15 protein-coding genes and 1 pseudogene are annotated in these 19448 nt (G+C 31.9%); 13 read left to right on the top strand and 3 right to left on the bottom strand.

What is annotated here, in order from left to right; genetic code table 11:
- Nucleotides 1-86: 86 nt before the first annotated feature.
- On the bottom strand, nt 87-2285 hold the full coding sequence (locus tag E0H81_RS10890; protein ID WP_131318857.1) for a polysaccharide biosynthesis tyrosine autokinase: 2199 nt from the start codon (nt 2283-2285) through the stop codon (nt 87-89).
- 439 nt (nt 2286-2724) lie between these two features.
- Nucleotides 2725-3795 (bottom strand): polysaccharide biosynthesis/export family protein, encoded by a 1071-nt coding sequence (locus E0H81_RS10880; RefSeq protein WP_131318855.1) that lies wholly within the window; start codon nt 3793-3795, stop codon nt 2725-2727.
- 748 nt (nt 3796-4543) lie between these two features.
- Here E0H81_RS10880 and rfbB point away from each other — a divergent pair.
- The 10 genes from rfbB (at nt 4544) to E0H81_RS10830 (ending at nt 15286) form a co-directional block, all read left to right on the top strand.
- Nucleotides 4544-5602: a dTDP-glucose 4,6-dehydratase gene (gene rfbB, locus E0H81_RS10875; protein WP_171458595.1), complete on the top strand. Its 1059-nt coding sequence runs from the start codon at nt 4544-4546 to the stop codon at nt 5600-5602.
- Nucleotides 5602-6480 (top strand): glucose-1-phosphate thymidylyltransferase RfbA, encoded by an 879-nt coding sequence (rfbA, locus tag E0H81_RS10870; protein ID WP_131318852.1) that lies wholly within the window; start codon nt 5602-5604, stop codon nt 6478-6480. Before rfbB ends, rfbA begins: the two co-directional genes overlap by 1 nt.
- 2 nt (nt 6481-6482) lie before the next feature.
- Nucleotides 6483-6908 (top strand): sugar 3,4-ketoisomerase, encoded by a 426-nt coding sequence (locus E0H81_RS10865; RefSeq protein ID WP_131318850.1) that lies wholly within the window; start codon nt 6483-6485, stop codon nt 6906-6908.
- A 429-nt stretch (nt 6909-7337) separates the two neighbouring features.
- A complete protein-coding gene (locus E0H81_RS10860) occupies nt 7338-8453 on the top strand; it encodes a DegT/DnrJ/EryC1/StrS family aminotransferase (RefSeq protein WP_131318848.1) in 1116 nt (371 codons plus the stop codon).
- Entirely contained in the window at nt 8454-9704 is a 1251-nt protein-coding gene (locus E0H81_RS10855; protein WP_131318846.1) for an O-antigen translocase, read from the top strand.
- A gap of 153 nt (nt 9705-9857) precedes the next feature.
- Nucleotides 9858-10757, top strand: a complete 900-nt coding sequence (locus E0H81_RS10850) for a glycosyltransferase family 2 protein (protein ID WP_131318844.1) — start codon at nt 9858-9860, stop codon at nt 10755-10757.
- Between the two features lie 84 nt (nt 10758-10841).
- Nucleotides 10842-11930: a glycosyltransferase gene (locus E0H81_RS10845; RefSeq protein WP_131318842.1), complete on the top strand. Its 1089-nt coding sequence runs from the start codon at nt 10842-10844 to the stop codon at nt 11928-11930.
- A 53-nt stretch (nt 11931-11983) separates the two neighbouring features.
- Nucleotides 11984-13057 (top strand): EpsG family protein, encoded by a 1074-nt coding sequence (locus E0H81_RS10840; protein ID WP_131318840.1) that lies wholly within the window; start codon nt 11984-11986, stop codon nt 13055-13057.
- The gene (locus tag E0H81_RS10835) at nt 13057-14142 is read left to right on the top strand and encodes a glycosyltransferase (RefSeq protein ID WP_131318838.1); all 1086 of its coding nucleotides are present in this window, start codon (nt 13057-13059) and stop codon (nt 14140-14142) included. The genes E0H81_RS10840 and E0H81_RS10835 overlap by 1 nt, the downstream gene beginning before the upstream one ends.
- Nucleotides 14132-15286 carry a glycosyltransferase family 4 protein gene (locus E0H81_RS10830; protein WP_131318836.1) on the top strand — a complete coding sequence of 385 codons (1155 nt, stop codon included), beginning with the start codon at nt 14132-14134 and terminating at the stop codon, nt 15284-15286. Before E0H81_RS10835 ends, E0H81_RS10830 begins: the two co-directional genes overlap by 11 nt.
- 116 nt (nt 15287-15402) lie before the next feature.
- Here the strand turns inward: E0H81_RS10830 and E0H81_RS16240 are convergent.
- Nucleotides 15403-15710 (bottom strand): annotated as a pseudogene (locus tag E0H81_RS16240) (transposase); the annotation flags it as partial.
- A gap of 748 nt (nt 15711-16458) precedes the next feature.
- On the opposite strand from E0H81_RS16240, the gene E0H81_RS10820 reads away from it, so the two are divergent.
- The 3 genes from E0H81_RS10820 to E0H81_RS16350 all read left to right on the top strand — a co-directional run.
- On the top strand, nt 16459-17064 hold the full coding sequence (locus tag E0H81_RS10820; protein ID WP_131318918.1) for a sugar transferase: 606 nt from the start codon (nt 16459-16461) through the stop codon (nt 17062-17064).
- 805 nt (nt 17065-17869) lie between these two features.
- Nucleotides 17870-19042, top strand: a complete 1173-nt coding sequence (locus tag E0H81_RS10815) for a glycosyltransferase family 2 protein (RefSeq protein WP_131318834.1) — start codon at nt 17870-17872, stop codon at nt 19040-19042.
- 305 nt (nt 19043-19347) lie between these two features.
- Nucleotides 19348-19448 (top strand): transposase (locus E0H81_RS16350; protein ID WP_214613819.1); only part of this gene is annotated, 101 nt, incomplete at its 3' end.

Here is a 19448-nt window from a genome sequence, read left to right as displayed (position 1 = left end):
AAAAGCCATAAAAAATGAGTGCATCTGGATACACTCATTTTTTATTGTATTTCAGTCATTTTGTCTTAACTGATCAACATGAGTAATTATCCAGTTTTTTTATAAAGACTGGATAATCTAGTCTTGTAACTATAAGTATAATCATAGCTATAGCTACCACCAGCTGAACGCTGGATATCATTCAGGATAAAGCCATTTACTTTATTACCGGCTTGTTTAAAACGGTTCAATGTTAGTTCTAACTCTTTCATTTGAGTTTCTGCATAGCGTGCCACCACCAAATTGATCCCGGCATGTTGAGACACAATAATCGCATCCGTGACAGCCAATACAGGTGCTGTATCAATAATGATATGTTCATAGTACGGAATCAGTTGTTGCAGTAATTCATGAAATCGCGCTGAATTGAGGAGTTCGGATGGGTTGGCTGGACTTTTACCACATGTAATTACACTTAAGTTCGGCACTTTGGTATTTTGTACCATTTGTTTCAGTGTAGTTTGCTCATTCAGGTATTCAGTTAACCCATATTGGTTATTCAGGTCAAAATATTTGTGTATATGGCCACGACGTAAGTCTGCATCAATAACTAATACGCGTTTATTTTTTTCTGCCATGATGACTGCTAGATTACTGGAAACAAATGATTTTCCAACTTTTGGTGCTGGACCCGAGATCATAATGATGTTGTTTTTGGCTTGCGTCAGTGCAAAATGAATTGCTGTACGTATGCTTCGTAAGCTTTCGATGGCAATATCATTGCTATCCTCGATCGCTAATAAGAAAGGGGTCTTTTTCTTTTTCAGCAGTTTCAGTCCAGATTTCTGGATTGGGGAGTGAGCTATAGTCGCATAGACTGGCAGCTCCAGTTCGCTTTCTATTTGGCTGCTATCTTTCACACCAGATTGCAACATATAACGGAATAATGCCAACAAGATGCCCAGGAAAACACCGGATAATAAGGCCAAAACCAGAATCAGTGATTTTTTCGGTTTAATCTGTTCAATGGGGGCAATTGCGGTATCAATGATACGTACATTGCCAATTTCACCTGCTTTGGCAACGTGCAGTTGTTGGTAGGAATTCACTAAGTTGGTATAAAGCTGCTGCTTGACTTCTACTTCACGGGATAGTTGCAAATACTGGCGTTGTAGCTCTGGCAGACGCTTTAAGGTGTTATTCAGCTCACGAATCTTTCCATTAATCACGCTGAGTTGAGCATTGATTTCTCGCATGGCCGGATGTGCTACTGTATATTTGGCCGCTATTTCTGCCTGTTTCTGTTCCAGTACTGCTTTTTGGGTTTCTAAAGAAATACTTTGATTTAAGTACAATTCAGATTCTTTGCTAATATCGACCGTATTGTACTGCTGACGGAACTGGTTAAAGACATCTTCTGCATCATCCAGCTGTTTCTTTAAATCCGGTAATTGTCCGTCTAGGAATTTTAAGGTTTGCGCTGTTTCTGCCGAGCGACGTTCAATATTCTGTTGGCTATATGCAGTCAAAACGGCATTGAGGATCTGGGTGATATATTGTTTATCATGACCCTGATAGCGAAGGCGCAATATACCGGTAAGCTTACCTTTTTCATCAACTGAAAAATTGGCTAGAATTGAATTAATGGCTGCAGGTAATGACTGTTTCTGAATCCGATAGCTGGCATTTAGATGATTCTGAGTAAAGATTACAATTTTCCAGCCACTCTGCGCAGATGTGGCTTGTAGTGGCCGGTTAAGTGCTCCCTGAAATACGACTTCTTCTGTCTCAGGATTGGTCAGGCTAAAGCCTTGTTGCTGAAATTTCAGCAACAAGTTTTTATCCAAATAAGCTGCAGGAATTTCAAACTGGCGGATATCAAAGCTTTTTTGACCATCTTTAAAACGCACAGATTGAGGCTGATATTCGGTTCGATAATTTGGATGTTGAAACAGACGATTGCTAAAAGTGTCTTCAGTACTGGAAATCTTGATATCTAGATTTAAACGGTCGATGACTGAACCCAAAATCAGTCGGGATGTTAAAATTTCAATTTCAGCCTGAGCTGAAGACATCTGTCCAACCACATCTGAAAGATCACCTAACAAGGCAGCTGATACACCTTTGTTCTCTTCTATTTGGACTAGTGCATCTACCATATAGGTACTGGCCGCAGTACGTAAATAAAGCAGGGCGGCAATCAGGCTGAGAAAGGTGCATAGGGCAATCAGTTTCCATTGTGCAATCAGAGAAAAGAGTAGCCCTTTTACGTTAATCATATCTTCGGTATTGTTATTTTTATTCATAATTTTGACATCAAAAGTTTAAATGTAGTTTTTCTAGTCTATGATGCAGCACTGAATCAAGTTACAGACTTCATCAAAAAACTGCTGCTCCTGCCGGTAAGGATCCGGTTCATCATAGTTTTACCAATCCCCCAAACGAAAATTTTTGCCTGTGGTAAAGAACCAGATGTTTTTTACTGTTGCCAGAATAAGGCCTGCTTTTTTAATCTGTCCTGTATTCAGTTCTTAGGCCACATGGGGGTTACAGGTTAATTCCATGCTGTTATATGCAAAATTGTGCTTTGTCATCGGCGGAATCGTCACTCAGACCAGTGATACTTGCAATTCAATCTGCAAATACAGGTATATCTTTTTAATAAATATTCTGTCATCGAACTACGATAGATATTCCCAATACAGATCCCCAAAAGACTTTGAATTTTCATAGCTTGGTTGCCTACTATCGTATAGCTGTATTAACGATACTTGAAAAGGGAATAATCTGGCTGATAACCCGTTGCCAGCGGGTCAGACCTGTGGCATCCACATATACAATATCGTTGCTGCGCATTTTAAACTGATTGGCCAGGCCAAAATCTCCAAGGCTTTCCAGACTTAAGTGATACAGTTCAGTCATTTGGGCATTTGGTTTGTTACGCAATACATAAATCCGACTAGCACTGGCTGAAAGTGGGTTAATACCCTGACTTTCACCGATAACATCACTGAGGGTCATCCCTTGATCGCGTACTGGCAATGCCTTATTCATGCCGGCTTCACCAATGACATAGATTTTCTGGTTTTCACGGGAATTGACATAAAGGGTGTCATTCGCTTGAATCAACAGGTTATGTAATGAAAATCCAGACTTCTCTAATACAATAGTATTGAGATCATAGATCAACCCTTGACGCACCAATTGAATGGATGCGGGATCGCCCTGCTCATTCATGCCGCCGGCCAGACCTAGCGCAGTATAAACACTCACAGGTTGGTCGGATAAGTAAAATTGCCCCGCTGCTTTTACATTACCTTGAACTGAGTAACGTTGCCCTTGATAAGCCAGTACTCTCACCACAACATCTGGATTTTTTAAATAATGAGCCAATTGACGGCGTAATTCCTGATTAACCTGTGTTAATGATTTTCCAGCAGCTTTATAACGACCAATCATGGGAAATTGAATATAACCATTCTGGTTAATCTGATAGCCATTGCTAGTATCAGTTGCAGCTGCACTGATTTCAGGATAGGCCCATAATTGAAGGGATAAAATATCACCCGGACTTAAGCGGTAATTCTGCAGGCTGTTTTGGAATAAAAATGCGTAGTTTTTTAAACCATGAATTTGGGTTGGTTGTTCCGCAGGTAAAGTGTCTTGGGTCAGTTTTACGATATTAACTTGAGTTCCCAGTTCAGTTTTATAGATTCCCTCTTTTGGCAAATCATAGGTTTGAAAGCCAGATATTACTGTACATCCGACTAAAGATAGGCTTAAGGTTAAAACGCCTAAAAGGTGTCTATAGTTCACTTGAAACCCCTTTATTTTTATTTATTTAAAATTAGTATTTATTAGTAATTATTAATTTTTTTAACTTGGTTTACGTGATTAACATTTAAAAAAATATAACAAATTGTATACCTTGTCCATACTTATTTTTAAGTCCATTTAATAATTTTGAGCTAAAGCATAGTAATGAGATTGACGAAAATGGATGTGAAACATTTATTCAATAAGCTGTAGAGATATAATGAATTGCTTAAGCCATCAAGATTATATTAATTGTTTCAAAATATTATTGTTTAATAAATTAGATGGCTTAGTGGTATGACTTGCAAAGTAAGAAACTTAATATAGAAAAGTATTTTCATATAATTTTTATCTAATCTAAAGGTTTTTTAGATTGTGGGTTTTATTAAATTTCACTTATATTTAATGGGTATTTACACTACTGTATTTTTAAATTAATAAAAATAATTTGTTGTTAATTAAAACAATATAAAAATAGGTTTTATAAATATTAAGTTAATATTAGTTGAAATGTGTATAAAAAATTAGAAAATATATAAGATAGCTTTTTTCTAGGGAGCTAAAATTAGTCTATAAAATGTAACTATATTTAATAATTAGCATTTTTATGGATAGTTTGTGTAATAAAAAAATAATTTATGTTATAAACGAGTAAAGAAAAAGACATATGCCTAGAAGGCATTGATTCATCAAGAATAATAGTTGAAAAATAAAATAAAAATGAATAAGTGGAACACTAAAAATGATGATAAAAATATTGGTGACTGGTGGGGCCGGTTTTATTGGATCTGCTGTAATTCGGCATATTATAAAAAATACTGAACATCATGTTTTAAATATTGATAAATTGACTTATGCCGGTAATTTAGAATCTTTAATTTCTATATCGGATAATCCTCGTTACCAATTTTCTGAAACTGATATTTGTGACCATGCGGCTGTAGAGCAATTATTCTCAGATTTTCAGCCTGATATTGTGATGCATCTGGCAGCAGAGTCCCATGTGGATCGCTCGATTGATGGTCCGGCTGCATTTATTACAACCAATATAGTGGGGACTTACACGCTATTAGAGGTTGCACGAAAATACTGGCAAAATCTGGCTGAAGGAAAAAAGTCTAAATTTAAATTTCATCATATTTCAACTGATGAAGTGTATGGGGATTTAGAAGGTACCACAGACTTATTTACTGAAAACACAGCTTATTTGCCAAGTTCCCCCTATTCAGCGAGTAAAGCCAGCTCAGATCATTTGGTTCGAGCTTGGCATAGAACGTATGGTTTCCCAGTGGTGGTAACTAACTGTTCAAATAATTATGGACCTTATCATTTTCCTGAAAAATTGATTCCATTAGTGATTTTAAATGCCTTGGATGGGAAGCCATTACCTGTTTATGGCAATGGTCAGCAAATTCGTGATTGGCTCTTTGTAGAAGATCATGCTCGCGCTTTATATCGAGTCGCCACAGAGGGAGTTGTGGGAGAAACCTACAATATTGGTGGGCATAATGAAAAACAAAATATAGAAGTGATTAAAACCATTTGTCAGATTTTAGATGAACTAGAACCACAGCTGAATGGTCAAAGTTATGAAAAATTAATGACTTTTGTCAAAGACCGGCCTGGACATGATTTACGTTATGCCATTGATGCCTCAAAAATTGAGCGTGAATTAGGTTGGAAACCTCAAGAATCATTTGAAACTGGCATTCGTAAAACAGTGCAATGGTATCTGGATAATTTGGAATGGTGCCGTCGTGTTCAGGATGGTTCTTATCAGCGTGAACGTTTAGGGGAGGCAGTATAATGTCAAGAACAACAAAAGGCATTATTTTAGCGGGTGGTTCGGGCACACGTTTATATCCTATTACCAAAGGTATTTCGAAACAGTTGCTTCCTATTTACGACAAACCGATGGTGTATTATCCGTTGTCCGTATTGATGCTGGCGGGCATTCGTGAAGTTCTTGTGATTAGTACGCCTGATGATATTGATGGGTTTAAGCGCTTATTAGGGGATGGTTCACAATTTGGTATAGAGCTGAGTTACGCGATACAGCCTTGTCCTGATGGTTTAGCACAAGCATTTATTGTGGGTGAAGAATTTATTGGCACAAGCAATGTGTGTTTAGTTCTTGGCGATAATATTTTTTATGGGCCAGGTTTTACATCAATGTTACGTCAAGCTGCAGCGCGTCAAAAAGGCGCAACTGTATTTGGCTATCAGGTCAAAGATCCTGAACGTTTTGGTGTGGTGGAATTTGATGAACAAAAACGTGCTGTCTCAATAGAAGAAAAACCGAAATATCCAAAATCCAATTTTGCTGTGACTGGTCTTTATTTTTATGATAATGATGTTGTTGAGATTGCCAAACAGGTGAAGCCATCCGAGCGTGGTGAGTTGGAAATTACCACGGTAAATCAGATGTATTTGGAACATGGTGATTTAAACGTTGAATTGCTTGAGCGTGGTTTTGCCTGGTTAGATACAGGTACTCAGGGCAGTTTACTTGAAGCAGCTCAGTTTGTAGAAACGCTTGAAAAGCGCCAAGGTTATAAAGTTGCCTGCCTAGAAGAAATTGCACTGAATAATGGCTGGTTGAGCAAAGAACAGGTTTTAGCTATTGGTCAAAGCATGAGTAAAAATAGTTATGGTCAATATTTGATTTCTTTGGTGAAGGAATAAAAATGAATTTAGTTAAATTGGTCGATTTACCCAGTTTTGGTGATGACCGGGGTGGGTTTGTTGCCATTGAGTCTAGCCAATCCATCCCTTTTGAAATAAAGCGTCTATATTATATTTTTAATACATCGGGTAACAAATCACGCGGTTTTCATGCACATATCAATTTAAAACAAATCGCTGTGTGTGTAAAAGGAAGTTGCCGCTTTATATTGGATGATGGTTTTCATAGGGAAGCAGTCATTTTAAACTCTCCAACACAAGGCTTAATGATTGAAAGTTTAACTTGGCGTGAAATGCATGATTTTTCTGAAGATTGTGTATTATTGGTATTGGCAAATAGCCATTATGATGAGAATGATTATATTCGTAATTATGATGAATTTTTGGGGAGTATAAAAAATAAAGCTACAGAAAGGGCGTGTTATTAATTTATTAAAATGTTATTAATCTTTATGAGGTTATTTTATTTTGTATAATTGATATTTGTAAAAAAATTTTAAGAAAAATTAATATAGATATTAGAGTTTTCTGTTAAACAAATATAAAGATAGAAATTTTATTCAAAAAAAATTCCAGCTTGAATCTAAAGCCTTGTTTTATATTGAAGGAAAATTACTTCCCCAGTTCTGTTTAAGATGAACGGTGAAGCTGATTTAAATAAAATGAATAGAGTACATTTTATTAGGGAATAAAATTTTAAAAATTAACTTATTAATAATTTTATCAGTGTAGTCAATAGAACTGATTTCGTTATATTAAAATAAGACAGTAGTAGATTATAAATACAGGCTTAATTGCTAAAAAGAAGGCTTTAGTTTCAGAGCCATAGTCCAAGATTTTTTATGAGATTAATAAAAATGATTCCTTTTCTCGATCTTAAAGCGATTAATGCTCAATATCATGACAAGCTTGTCACTGCTTGCATGCGTGTAATCGATTCTGGTTGGTATATAGATGGTAATGAACTAAAAGAATTCGAACAAAACTTTGCAAATTATTGTGGAACACAGTTTGCAATAGGGGTAGCTAATGGATTAGATGCACTTATTTTGACTCTGCGCGCATGGAAAGAATTGGGTAAATTAAAAGATGGAGATGAAGTAATTGTTCCATCAAATACGTATATTGCGAGTATTCTTGCTATTACAGAGAATGATCTAAAACCAGTGTTGGTTGAACCGGATGCTGTAACTTTTAATATTGATTATAAAAAAATAGAAACCGCTATTACAGCTAAAACTAGAGTGATTTTGCCTGTTCATTTATATGGGCAGATCACTGCAATGCCAGAAATTATGGATATAGCAGCAAAGCATAAATTATTGGTGTTAGAGGATTCTGCACAAGCTCATGGTGCTGAAATAGCAGGTAGAAAAGCGGGGAGTTGGGGGGACGCTTCAGGCTTTAGTTTTTATCCAGGTAAAAACTTAGGTGCACTTGGCGATGCCGGCGCTATTACGACCAATGATGCTGAGCTGGCAAATATGCTCAAAGCATTACGTAATTATGGCTCACATGAAAAATATAAAAATTTAGTACTTGGTGTGAACAGCCGACTTGATGAAATTCAGGCTGCAATGTTGAATGTGAAATTGAACTTTTTAGATCAGGAAAATCAGCACCGTCGTCAAATTGCTGACTTATATTTAAAAGAAATTAAAAATCCAGCTATTACGCTTCCCTTAAAAAATATAGAGGCAAAAAATTATTTACAACATGTGTGGCACTTGTTTGTTATACGGACCAAGCACCGTGAAGCATTACAAAAATATCTGACAGAGCATGAGGTGCAAACATTAATTCATTATCCCATTCCACCGCATAAGCAACACGCATATAAGGAATGGAATGATTTAAGTTTACCGATCTCAGAACAAATTCATGCAGAAGTCTTGAGTTTACCTATTGGGCCTAATTTATCTATGGATGAAGCAAAAAAAGTGGTTCAATTATGTAATGGATTTAAAATATAAATGAATTTGCTAAAAACCAGTGTACTGAATGGCATAGCTTCCTTGATTAAAATTGCTGCTATGTTTGTTCTGAATAAAATACTGGCTGTTTATGTTGGTCCTGCTGGATATGCAGCAATCAGCCAGTTTCAAAATTTTATTCAAATGGTCATTACTTTTGCTGGTAATGCCATTAATACGGGTGTAGTTAAATACACTTCTGAATATCATGAGGATGAAAAAAGACAAAGAGAGCTTTGGCGAACAGCAGGAAGTATAGTTTTAGTCTGTAGCCTAATTTTAATGGCACTTATAATTTTATTTCAGAAAACAATTATACTTTATCTATTTGGATCAACTGAATATCAAATAATATTAGTATGGTTTGCTATATTTTTGATTTTCTTTAGTTTTAATGCATTTTTACTTGCTATATTGAATGGTATGCAAGATATCAGTAAGCTTGTAGTTGCAAACATTTTTGGTAGTATATTCTCACTGGCTATTACTTCCTTATTAGCTATAAATTTTGGGTTAAAAGGTGCATTAATTGCATTATCTATTTTTCAGTCTTTAAATTTCGTGGTTACAATCATACTATGCTATCGTACAAGTTGGTTTAAATTCAGTTATATTTTTGGGGTAATTCAAAGGGACATTGCAAAAAAATTAAGTATATTTGCTTTAATGGTATTAATAAGTGTCTTTTTTGATAATATTTCACAAATATTAATAAGAAAAATCATAATTTCAGAATTTGGTATAAATTATGCTGGTTATTGGGATGCCATGACAAAATTAAGCAATGGTTATCTCATGCTAGTCGGATCTATTTTAAGTATTTACTATCTTCCAAAATTGTCTCAACTGCAGACTTATACAGAAATAAAAAAAGAAGTAAATTATGGATATAAATGGATACTCCCTATAGCAATAATAACTTGTTTAACTATTTTTATAATGAAAGAATGGGTCGTTAAATTGTTATTTACAGATCAGTTTTTACCTATGCTGGAGTTGCTCTCATGGCAATTAGTTGGAGATGTGATAAAGATTGGAGGATGGATTGTAGGGTATGTTATTTTAAGTCAAGCCATGATGAAAATTTTTATTGGTACAGAGATTTTTTTTGCTTTAAGTATTATTCCTTTAACAGTTTTATTTTCAGGGATATGGGGGTATAAAGGTATTACGATAGCATTTGCTACAAACGGCTTATTGTATTGGGGGGTATGTAATTACTTGGCATTTAAAAAATTAAACGATATATGATTTAATAATTTAGATAATGAAATATGTAAGAATTAAAAAATAGAACAAATTAAAAAATATAAAGAATAGCAAAATTGGGGTTTTGTAAAATTTTTAAAACAATAATTAATATTGATGTTATGGATTTAAAAATAAAATGAGGAATTATTAAAAATGAAGGCTCCTTTAGTTTCAATTATTATACCTTGCTATAATCATGAAAAATTTGTACAGGATAGTATCAGAGGTATAATTAATCAATCTTATGAGAATGTTGAACTAATTATTATTGATGATGGTTCTAAAGACTCATCTGTAGAAAAAATAAAAGAAATGGTTGTATTGTGTGAAAAAAGATTTACAAAATTTGAGTTTAGATATAGACCAAATAAAGGATTAAGCGCGACTTTAAATGAAGCTTTGGAGTGGTGTAAAGGTGAATATTTATCTTCACAAGATTCAGATGATATTATTTTGCCTGATAAAATAGAAAAACAAGTCAAACTTTTATCTGATAATAAAAATGTTGTTGCTGTATTTGGATCAATATATCTGATTGATGAAGAAAATAAAAATATAGGAGAGGAGAGGATAGTTGAATCACGTTTATATGATTTTAAAAGTATTATTTTAAATGAATGTCAGATATTTTGTCCTAGTCAAATGATTAGAAGTGAACATTTAAAGAAAGTGGGAGGATATAAAGATGGATTGATTATTGAGGATTGGTATATGTGGTTAAAATTGGCAAAAATTGGAGATCTACTCGTTGTTCCAGATTTCTTTGCGAAATACAGGCAACATGATAATAATACAATCAAACAATTAGATAAAATGCATAGAGGTCGCTTAGATGTTTTGTCTTTTTTTAAAGATTCCCCATATTATGAAAAAGCTTTAAGGAATGTATATTGGCTTAATTGTTTGGAACTTGCTGCTAAATCAAATTATGAGATTAAATACCTATTACAGCTTTTTTTAATTGATCCTAAGCGGTTTATAATAGATTTTTTTAAGAAAACATATATTTTGAAAAAGCTTTTTCTATCTAAAATTTTAAAATCAGCTAATTAATAAAATATAAACTATTTTAATTGAATGTTTCATGATTTTATTTGTATGTAATTAATATAAATGAATGAATTGTGAGTTATTATTATGAGGTTATGCTTTATTCTGAATCATCTTTATAAACCTGGCGGTATTGAAAGGGTTGTCAGTAATAGACTTAGTGAGTTAAGTAAAGAGCATGATGTTTATGTGTTAACTACAGAGAATGGACAACTGCCTTTTTATTTTGGAAAAGATGATAAAATTAAATATGTAGATATAAATATAAAATTTAAAAGAAAAAATAATGGTGGCTTTAAATTGAATTTTTATAATATATTTTTGAGTATTGTTTTTTTTATAAAACTTCAGATTCAGATTTTGAAGATAAATCCAGATGCAACGATAAATGTAATAGGGGTACATAGTTTATATTTTGTTCCGTTCTTGTGGGGGAAAGGAAAAACAGTTTTAGAACATCATGCGAGTATCTATCAATATCCTCCTAATGGAATTAGGAAAGGAATTATGAAGAAATTTATGTATCATGTATTTTTAACAAGAGAAGAAGCTGGATTAGCAGATTTTCTTAAAAATAAGATCGTTATCCCAAATCCAATAAAAATTGATCATCGAGGTTTGATTCCCTTTCCCTTAAGAAAAAATAAAATTCTTGCTGCTGGAAGAATAGTCGAAATTAAAGGTTTTAATAGACTTATATCAGCTTGGTCATTAGTACAGGACAAACATCCAAATTGGGTTTTAGAAATATATGGCGATGGAGAGAAAAATGTACTTGATGATCTTGAAGCGCTTATAAGGCAATTAAAGCTGTCAGATACAGTTTCCATTAAGCCTTCAACTTCTTATATTATTGAATTAATGAGGGAATCAAAAATATATGCGATGACATCCTATTATGAAAGTTTTGGTATGGTGCTATTAGAGGCTATGTCAGCTGGTATGTTAGTCGTATCATTTGATTGTCCAACTGGGCCAAAAAATATTATAGATGATCAGGTTGGTTTTTTGGTTGAAAATAATAATATTAAATTGTTTTCGGAGAAAATATCAGAAATTATTTTTAACGAAGATAATTTACTTGAAAGATCTGAAAATGCATATAAGAAAAGTTTGGAGTATAGCGTAAACAATATAAATGAAAAATGGAATAATTTCTTTTTATCTATCAAATGAAATCTATTTTATTTTTTTAATTGTTATTAATAAATAAAAGGTTTTAAAATAATATGGTCATTTATTGGGTGATTTGGTTTTATTTATGCTTATGCAATATATTTTCCTCTTATAAAAATGGTTTTGGGAAAGTTATTTTAATTATTACTTTTTTATTTTTATTTGTTTTTATTGGTTTTCGTTATCAGGTTGGAGCTGATTGGTATAATTATTTATTTTTTTATGAGTTAGGAAAAGACACAGATTTAAAATTAATTCTTCTTGGGAGTGATCCAGCCTATAAGATTTTAAATTACATGGGGCATGTTTTTGGCTATCAGGATACTTTTTTTGTCAATGCAATTTGTGGTTTTTTGGTGCTATTTTTTTTACTGAAATCTGCATTAAAATTAGAAAAATATTGGTTAGTTTTATTGGTATGTTTCCCTTATTACCTTTTAGTTGTATCTATGAACTATAATCGCCAGGCTGTAGCTATTAGTATCAGTTTATGGGCATTTTGTAGGTTGTTGGAAAGTCGATTTATTCAATTTACTTTTTTAATTATATTAGCAGCACTTTTTCATAAAACTGCAATTGCATTGTTATTTTTCTTGCCTATTCTTATATCTACTAAGTTTCAATACTCTAAATTTTTTAATATTTTCTATATTGGTATATCATTAATTTTAATTTCAATTATAATTTATTATTCTAGTTTGCAAGACACTAATATATATCTTCAAGGTAATGAAAATATAAATTCTAAAGGTTTTTTTGTTCGCTGGATATATCATTTAATCCCACTTTTATTGTTTTATAAATATAATGATTTTTTTAAAAAACAAAGTTATTACCCTATAATTCGTTATTTTTGTATTTTGGTTTTATTTATATTGCCATTAGGTATTATTTTTTCTACTTTGGCAGATCGCTTCAACCTTTATTTAATATTTTTTGATCTATTTGTAATCTGTACTATTTTTAGTAACTTTTCACGAACAAATAAAATATTTTTACTTTTTACTTTAATTGCATTCTATACCATACAAATGTATTTATGGTTTTTTCATGGAGTTTGGTCAGTAAAAGCATGGATTCCTTATCAAAATTATATATCTAACTACCTGTCTAATTGGGTGTTTTAATGAAAATTTTATATGTTATTACGGGGTTGAGTGGAGGTGGGGCTGAAAAAGTAGTTGCAACTTTGGCTGATCAAATGCATCTACGTGGTCATCAAGTTAAAATAGCCTATCTAAAAGGAAGAGATGTCGTTGTAAAACCTGAGTGTAATTATATTCAATTGATTTACTTAGGTTTTGAAAAAATTAATGATTTTGTTTTTGCATCAAAAAAATATCGGGCATTAATTTTATCTTTTAAACCAGATATAGTACATGCACATATGGTGCATGCAAATATTTTCGTACGTTTAAATCGTATAGTCTGTAATGTGCCTAAAATTATTTGTACAGCCCACAACGCAAATGAAGGTGGTAAGCTCCGTATGGCAGCGTACCGAATTACGGATAGTTTATCTGATATTAATACCAACGTGAGTGTTGAAGCAGTTGAAGCATTTATTCAAAAAAAAGCATTCAAAGATACTGCAATTGCAGTTTATAATGGTATAGATTTAAATAAATTTAAAAATATTGAACTTTCTCAGCCAAAGTTAAATCATGATGATACAAGAAATCATATAAAAAAAATATTGGCAGTGGGTCGTTTAAATATTCAAAAAGACTATCCTAATTTGCTAAATACATTACTAATTATAAAAAAAGAAAAAAAAAGTGATTTTAAGCTCTTCATTGTTGGTGACGGTGAAGAACGAAAAAATATACTCAGTTTAATTCAGAAACTTTCCCTTGAAAATAATGTTGAGCTATTAGGCCGACGTAATGATATTCCAGAATTAATGTCTGAGGCAGATGTCTTTGTGTTGTCATCTGCTTTTGAAGGCTTTGGTCTTGTGGTTGCAGAAGCAATGGCCTGTGAGACTTTTGTTGTCGCCACAGACTGTGGTGGCGTAAAAGAAGTTATGGGTAATACGGGTTTACTCGTGCCACCCAAAGATAGCACAGCTTTGGCACAAGCCTTAACCACTGCAATGGAAATGTCCAATGCAGATATTAAAATAAATAATCAGCAGGGCTTAGAGTATGTTAAACATAACTTTGACCTACAATTAATAATAAAAAAATGGCTAAATTTATATGAAAAATAAAAAAATTATTATTATTGGAACTACTGCATTCAATCTTTATTTTTTTCGTAAAGATTTAATATTGTTATGTTTAGAACAGAATTATCAAGTTTATGCTTTTGTATCAGAATATACCAATGAATGGTTAGCTAAAATAGAAAATTTAGGCGCTACTCCTATTACTTATCAACTTAGCCGAGGAGGCCTAAATCCATTGGCTGATGTCCAATCGACTTATCAACTTATGCAAAAAATAAAAGTAATGCAACCTGATATTGTATTTTCATATTCAACGAAACCAGTGATTTATGCTACCTTAGCTGCTTATCAGGCAAAAGTTCCCTATATTTGTGGCATGATTGAGGGTTTAGGTTCACCTTTTACGATACATAAGTACGGACAAAGTTTTAAAACTAAATTTATACGATTCATGCAGGTATATTTATATCGTCTTGCATTTCCATTTTTAGATAAAATTATTTTCTTAAATCATGATGATCCTAAAGATTTAGTAGACCAGTATAATATTTCACATAAAAAAAATGCGGTTGAGGTATTAGGACCGATAGGCCTTAATTTACAGGATTATGTGTATAAAGAATGGGATGATCAAAAAAATCTATCTTTTATTTTTATAGCGAGATTAATTGCTGAAAAGGGTATATTTGAATATCTAGAGGCTGCAAAAATAATTAAAAAACAATATCCTGAAGTATCATTTAAGATTATTGGTAATTTGGATACTGAGAATCCAACAGGTTTAAAACAAGCAGAATTAGATGAGTTTATAAAAACAGGTATTATTATATACGATGGATTTGTAACAGATGTTAATCAGCAAATAAGCAACAGTGCAGTATTTATATTGCCATCCTATTACAGAGAAGGGGTGCCACGCAGCACTCAAGAAGCTATGGCCATTGGACGCCCAGTGATTACAACTGATGTTCCTGGTTGTAAGGAAACAGTAATAGAAGGCGTAACTGGCTTTCTTATTCCAAAATGGAATGTAGATGCACTGGTAGAAAAAATGATTTATTTTATTAAATATCCTGAGCAAGTGAATGTAATGGGATATCAAGGATTTTTATATGCTAAAAAAAACTTTAATGCTGATCTTATAAATTATAGACTATTAAAAATTATAGGAATTAATCAGTTATAGGAAAGTTATTTAACAATATTTTTGAATCTCATATAAATAACTATGGCTTTGTTGCAAAAATATTAAGCAATTAAATTTAGTAGACCATTCCATCCAAATTTAAGATATGAGATGCTAGCATCTTTATTAATATGTAATTTATGCCACTGGCATCGATAGTCAGGTTTCTTGCGTTCCATTCGCCTTCACCTAGGAATTTTAGGCATGTACTATCAATAATAAAATGCAGTCCAAGAGTGCTTTTTTTGATAGCTAATCGCGATATCCTTATGTCTTTTTCATCTGAAAATTGTAATGTAATCCAATCTAGCCAGTACATCTTAATTTAGCTCTGTACACATCCAGAGGCCATTCTTAAAAACAGCCTAAATAGCGATTTGATTATCAGGCAGTATTGAATAGCTGTATCTGTGTAAGTTTGATTTCCACTTTATTGGCCTTTAGTTATAGATTTGTGTAATAAAACTGTTAACGATGTAAATCTGATCTCATCAGAGGTAAATTCGGTATATCTATTCATATTATTTCGTATTAATTTACATTTTGTCACATATTTTTAAATAGGATATTTGTCATATTTTGTAAAGTAATATTTTCTTAAAAAATAATAATTTTCACAATTATTAATTGAAATATAATAAAGATTCTTAAATAGATGAAATTTATTAACTTCTTTATTTTATTAATAATTATATAGGTGTTTTTTTTCTATATTAAGTGAATTGTAAATAGAAATATTAAATAAGATTATTGATAAATAGAATTATTAATGTTTTATAAAATCATAAATTAACACTTTTTACAAAAAATATACCTCTATTTTAAATAGAAAACAATTGATATGATTGAAAAAAAATAGACATATGAGGTGTTTATTAATGGATCTACAACAAGAAAAAAATAGGATCAAAAGTTCTGTGGGGAATCCTATTGTGATGTATAAGTCTTTATTTATTCAGAAAAATGATACTACATTAAAAAAATATTCTACAAATATGTATAGATACAACGCTTCGTATATACCATTTTATCCAAAAAAAGAGCAAGTTGTTGAATCAGAGACAGCAAGCTCTTGGCATCCTCTTACTGAAAATGATTTGATTTTGGAAAATTCCTCTATACCTCAGGAAAAGTTTTATCTTATTGCTGATCTTGTTGAAAATAGAAGCAGAATATTTAAACGTCTAGTTGATATAGTTATTGTATTCATAGCTTTATTCATATTATCTCCGATTTTTATTATTGTGGCTTATAAGGTAAGGAAGAATCTTGGTTCTCCGATATTTTTTTACCAAGAGCGTCCAGGAAAAAATGGCAAGCTTTTTAAGATGATTAAATTTCGTTCGATGAAGGATATATATGATCAAGATGGTCAGCCCCTATCAGATGAGCAGCGTATTACTCCTTTTGGACAAAAATTGCGTTTGACCAGTCTGGATGAAATGCCACAACTAATTAACGTGTTAAAAGGTGATATGAGTATTGTTGGACCACGTCCCATGCTTAAAGAATTTGTAGAATTGTATTCTCCTGAACAGGCACGTCGCTTAGAAGTACGTCCAGGTATGACCGGCTTAGCGCAAGTTAGTGGACGTAATGAATTGGACTATGAAGAACGTTTTAAATGTGATGTCTGGTATGTCAATAATCATAATTTATGGGTCGACTTTAAGATTATGTTTAAGACAGTTACTGTCATGGTAAAATGTGAAGGCATTAATGCACCCGGTCATGTTGGACCTTCGTTATTTAAAGGGAATATAAAAGAAGTAGAGTAAGGAGAATTTAATTAAAATAATTATTAATTATGATTAAAATGCTATTTCATTTATATATTTAAAGTTAAGAATTATTCTTACATTCAAATTATAAAAAATGGATAAAATTAGCTTGCTGTATTTACCCGATATGATCTAAGAAGGCAATCCTTAGAATGCTTTGACATTCTAAGGTGTATTGAAAATCTTATTAGGTGAAATTGATGATTAAAGCATAGGATAAAGGGGTATTTATATTGGCTCATATACCAGGATTGAATTGCTAAATGCAGAGATAGTTTGATGGTATTGGGTAAGCTACGAATCGTAACTCGAGGCACTCAATAGTTTACAGAAATTGGCTGGCCCAACCTTGAAATTTATCAAAAATGATATTTGTACTGCTCTAATGCACCAAATTTTTATACATTACTTAATTGATGTGCTGATCCATTTTACTGACTTCAAACTTGTAGGGAAAAGCTAGTCAGATTCCGCCTAACCATTTTGATAAAAATATTGCTGGTTCAATCATTTTTAAGCAAGCCATGCAGCAGGCAGAGTTATTTAGTCTGCTGATATTTACTTCTCATAGGTTAGGATAACGGGAAGGGGCGTTCTTCTTCGCTAAATAAAAAACTTGCTGACTAATAATTATAAATATAGCAAGCTTATTGTGGAAAATGCTGCAAGATAGTTGAAACTAATAATATTATCCTATCTGGGCTAGATCTTGAGAGTAAAACGGGAGTTAATGAGAGCAGATTAGTTTTTAAAGCCAATATATTATTATAATTTTTAATTTATTTTTTTAAGGGGAGTGTGTATGCATAATTTAACAGATAATATTATTAAAAATGCAATAAAAGTAAGGCTAGGAAAAATTGGTTATTCATTTTTGATAGAATTATTATTTTATTTTTATTTGATATATCGATATCTTGAGTTTTTAGCTCATCTTATAAAAGATATCTTTGCTACAAAAGTGATACCCAGTATTAAAGAGGGTAAAGAAGTCAAGTTAAGAAAAATTCAATATGGTTTTGAAAAAGAGATTCAGGTGGATTTGTCTATTATTATTGCCGCATATAATGCAGAGAATTATATTAAACAATGCATTTATTCAATTCTAGAGCAAGATATAAAATATAATTATGAAATATTGGTCATTAATGATTGCTCTACAGACTCAACAAGAGAATCTTTAGAGGAATTTTCACATCATAAAAATATAAGAATATTTAATTGGAAAAAAAACCAAGGTGTTTCTTCAGCCAGAAATTTTGGTATTATCAATTCTGCTGGAAGATATTTAATGTTTTTAGATTGTGATGATCTTTTATATAACAATAGCATACAAAAAACTATAGATCAGGCCATGAACTATGATTTGGATATAGTAGAGTTTTCTTATGTCAGATTTCAATCTGAAAAAACTATAGATTATAATTTAACTAAATCGGTTTCTAAGCCAATAATAACGAATGTTCATAGTAAAATGTTAGAATTTTCTTCTGGTTATGCATGGGCTAAACTTTATAAGCGAGAATTATTTGAAAATATTCGATTTCCAGAAGGAGTAGAATTTGAAGATGAAATTATACATAAAATAGTGTTTAGACTTTGCAACCAATATATGCACTTGGGGTGTGTTGGTTATTTATACAGGGATGCTCCAGGTTCTATAACTAAATCTATAGAAAATAAGAATTTAGTATGGGATCATTTGTACATGATTCAATATTGTGTAAATGAAACTAAAAGATTAAATCTATCTATAGATAATCTATTTTTTAGGCAACTTATTCTTGAGTCTGGTTTAATGATGAAGAATAGGAGTTTTTATTTAAATTCTCCTGAATTATTGTTCATTTTCTCTAAATTAACTGATTTGCTTAATGAGTGTAATAAAGGTTTTAAGCTGACAATTCGTGAAAGATTAATTCTAGTTTGTATTAAGAATAGATATGTCAATGCTTGGAAAAAGATTGCATTTTAATTTTTATAATGCGTTAAATAGATTTTTTTAGAATCTAATATTCAAATGGTGGTTTTATTTTAATAAAATATTTTAAAATAGTTACTTATTTATTCAATCATTTTATACGCAGGTAAAATGATTACTGTATTTAATGTTATAAATCTATGCTAATAATAGCGACTAGAGACAAAAATCGGTGAATGAGTTTTTGGACTGAAAATTACATTTACTTATGAATAGATCAGATAATATGGTAATGCCCCCCGCAAATAATTGGACTTAAAAGTAGAAAATCGAATACCCTTGATTTAAGGAGATTTTCTATGAAAATATCTAAATATTCAGACAGCTTAATTATGAGTATTTTGAAACAAGCTGAAGCAGGAACACCTGTTCCAAACCTTTGCCGTGAGCATGGAATGAG

The organism is Acinetobacter terrestris, from assembly GCF_004331155.1.
GTDB lineage: Bacteria > Pseudomonadota > Gammaproteobacteria > Pseudomonadales > Moraxellaceae > Acinetobacter > Acinetobacter terrestris.
The sequence above is the reverse complement of the archived record's forward strand: the minus strand, read 5'-3'. Positions and strand labels throughout refer to the sequence as shown.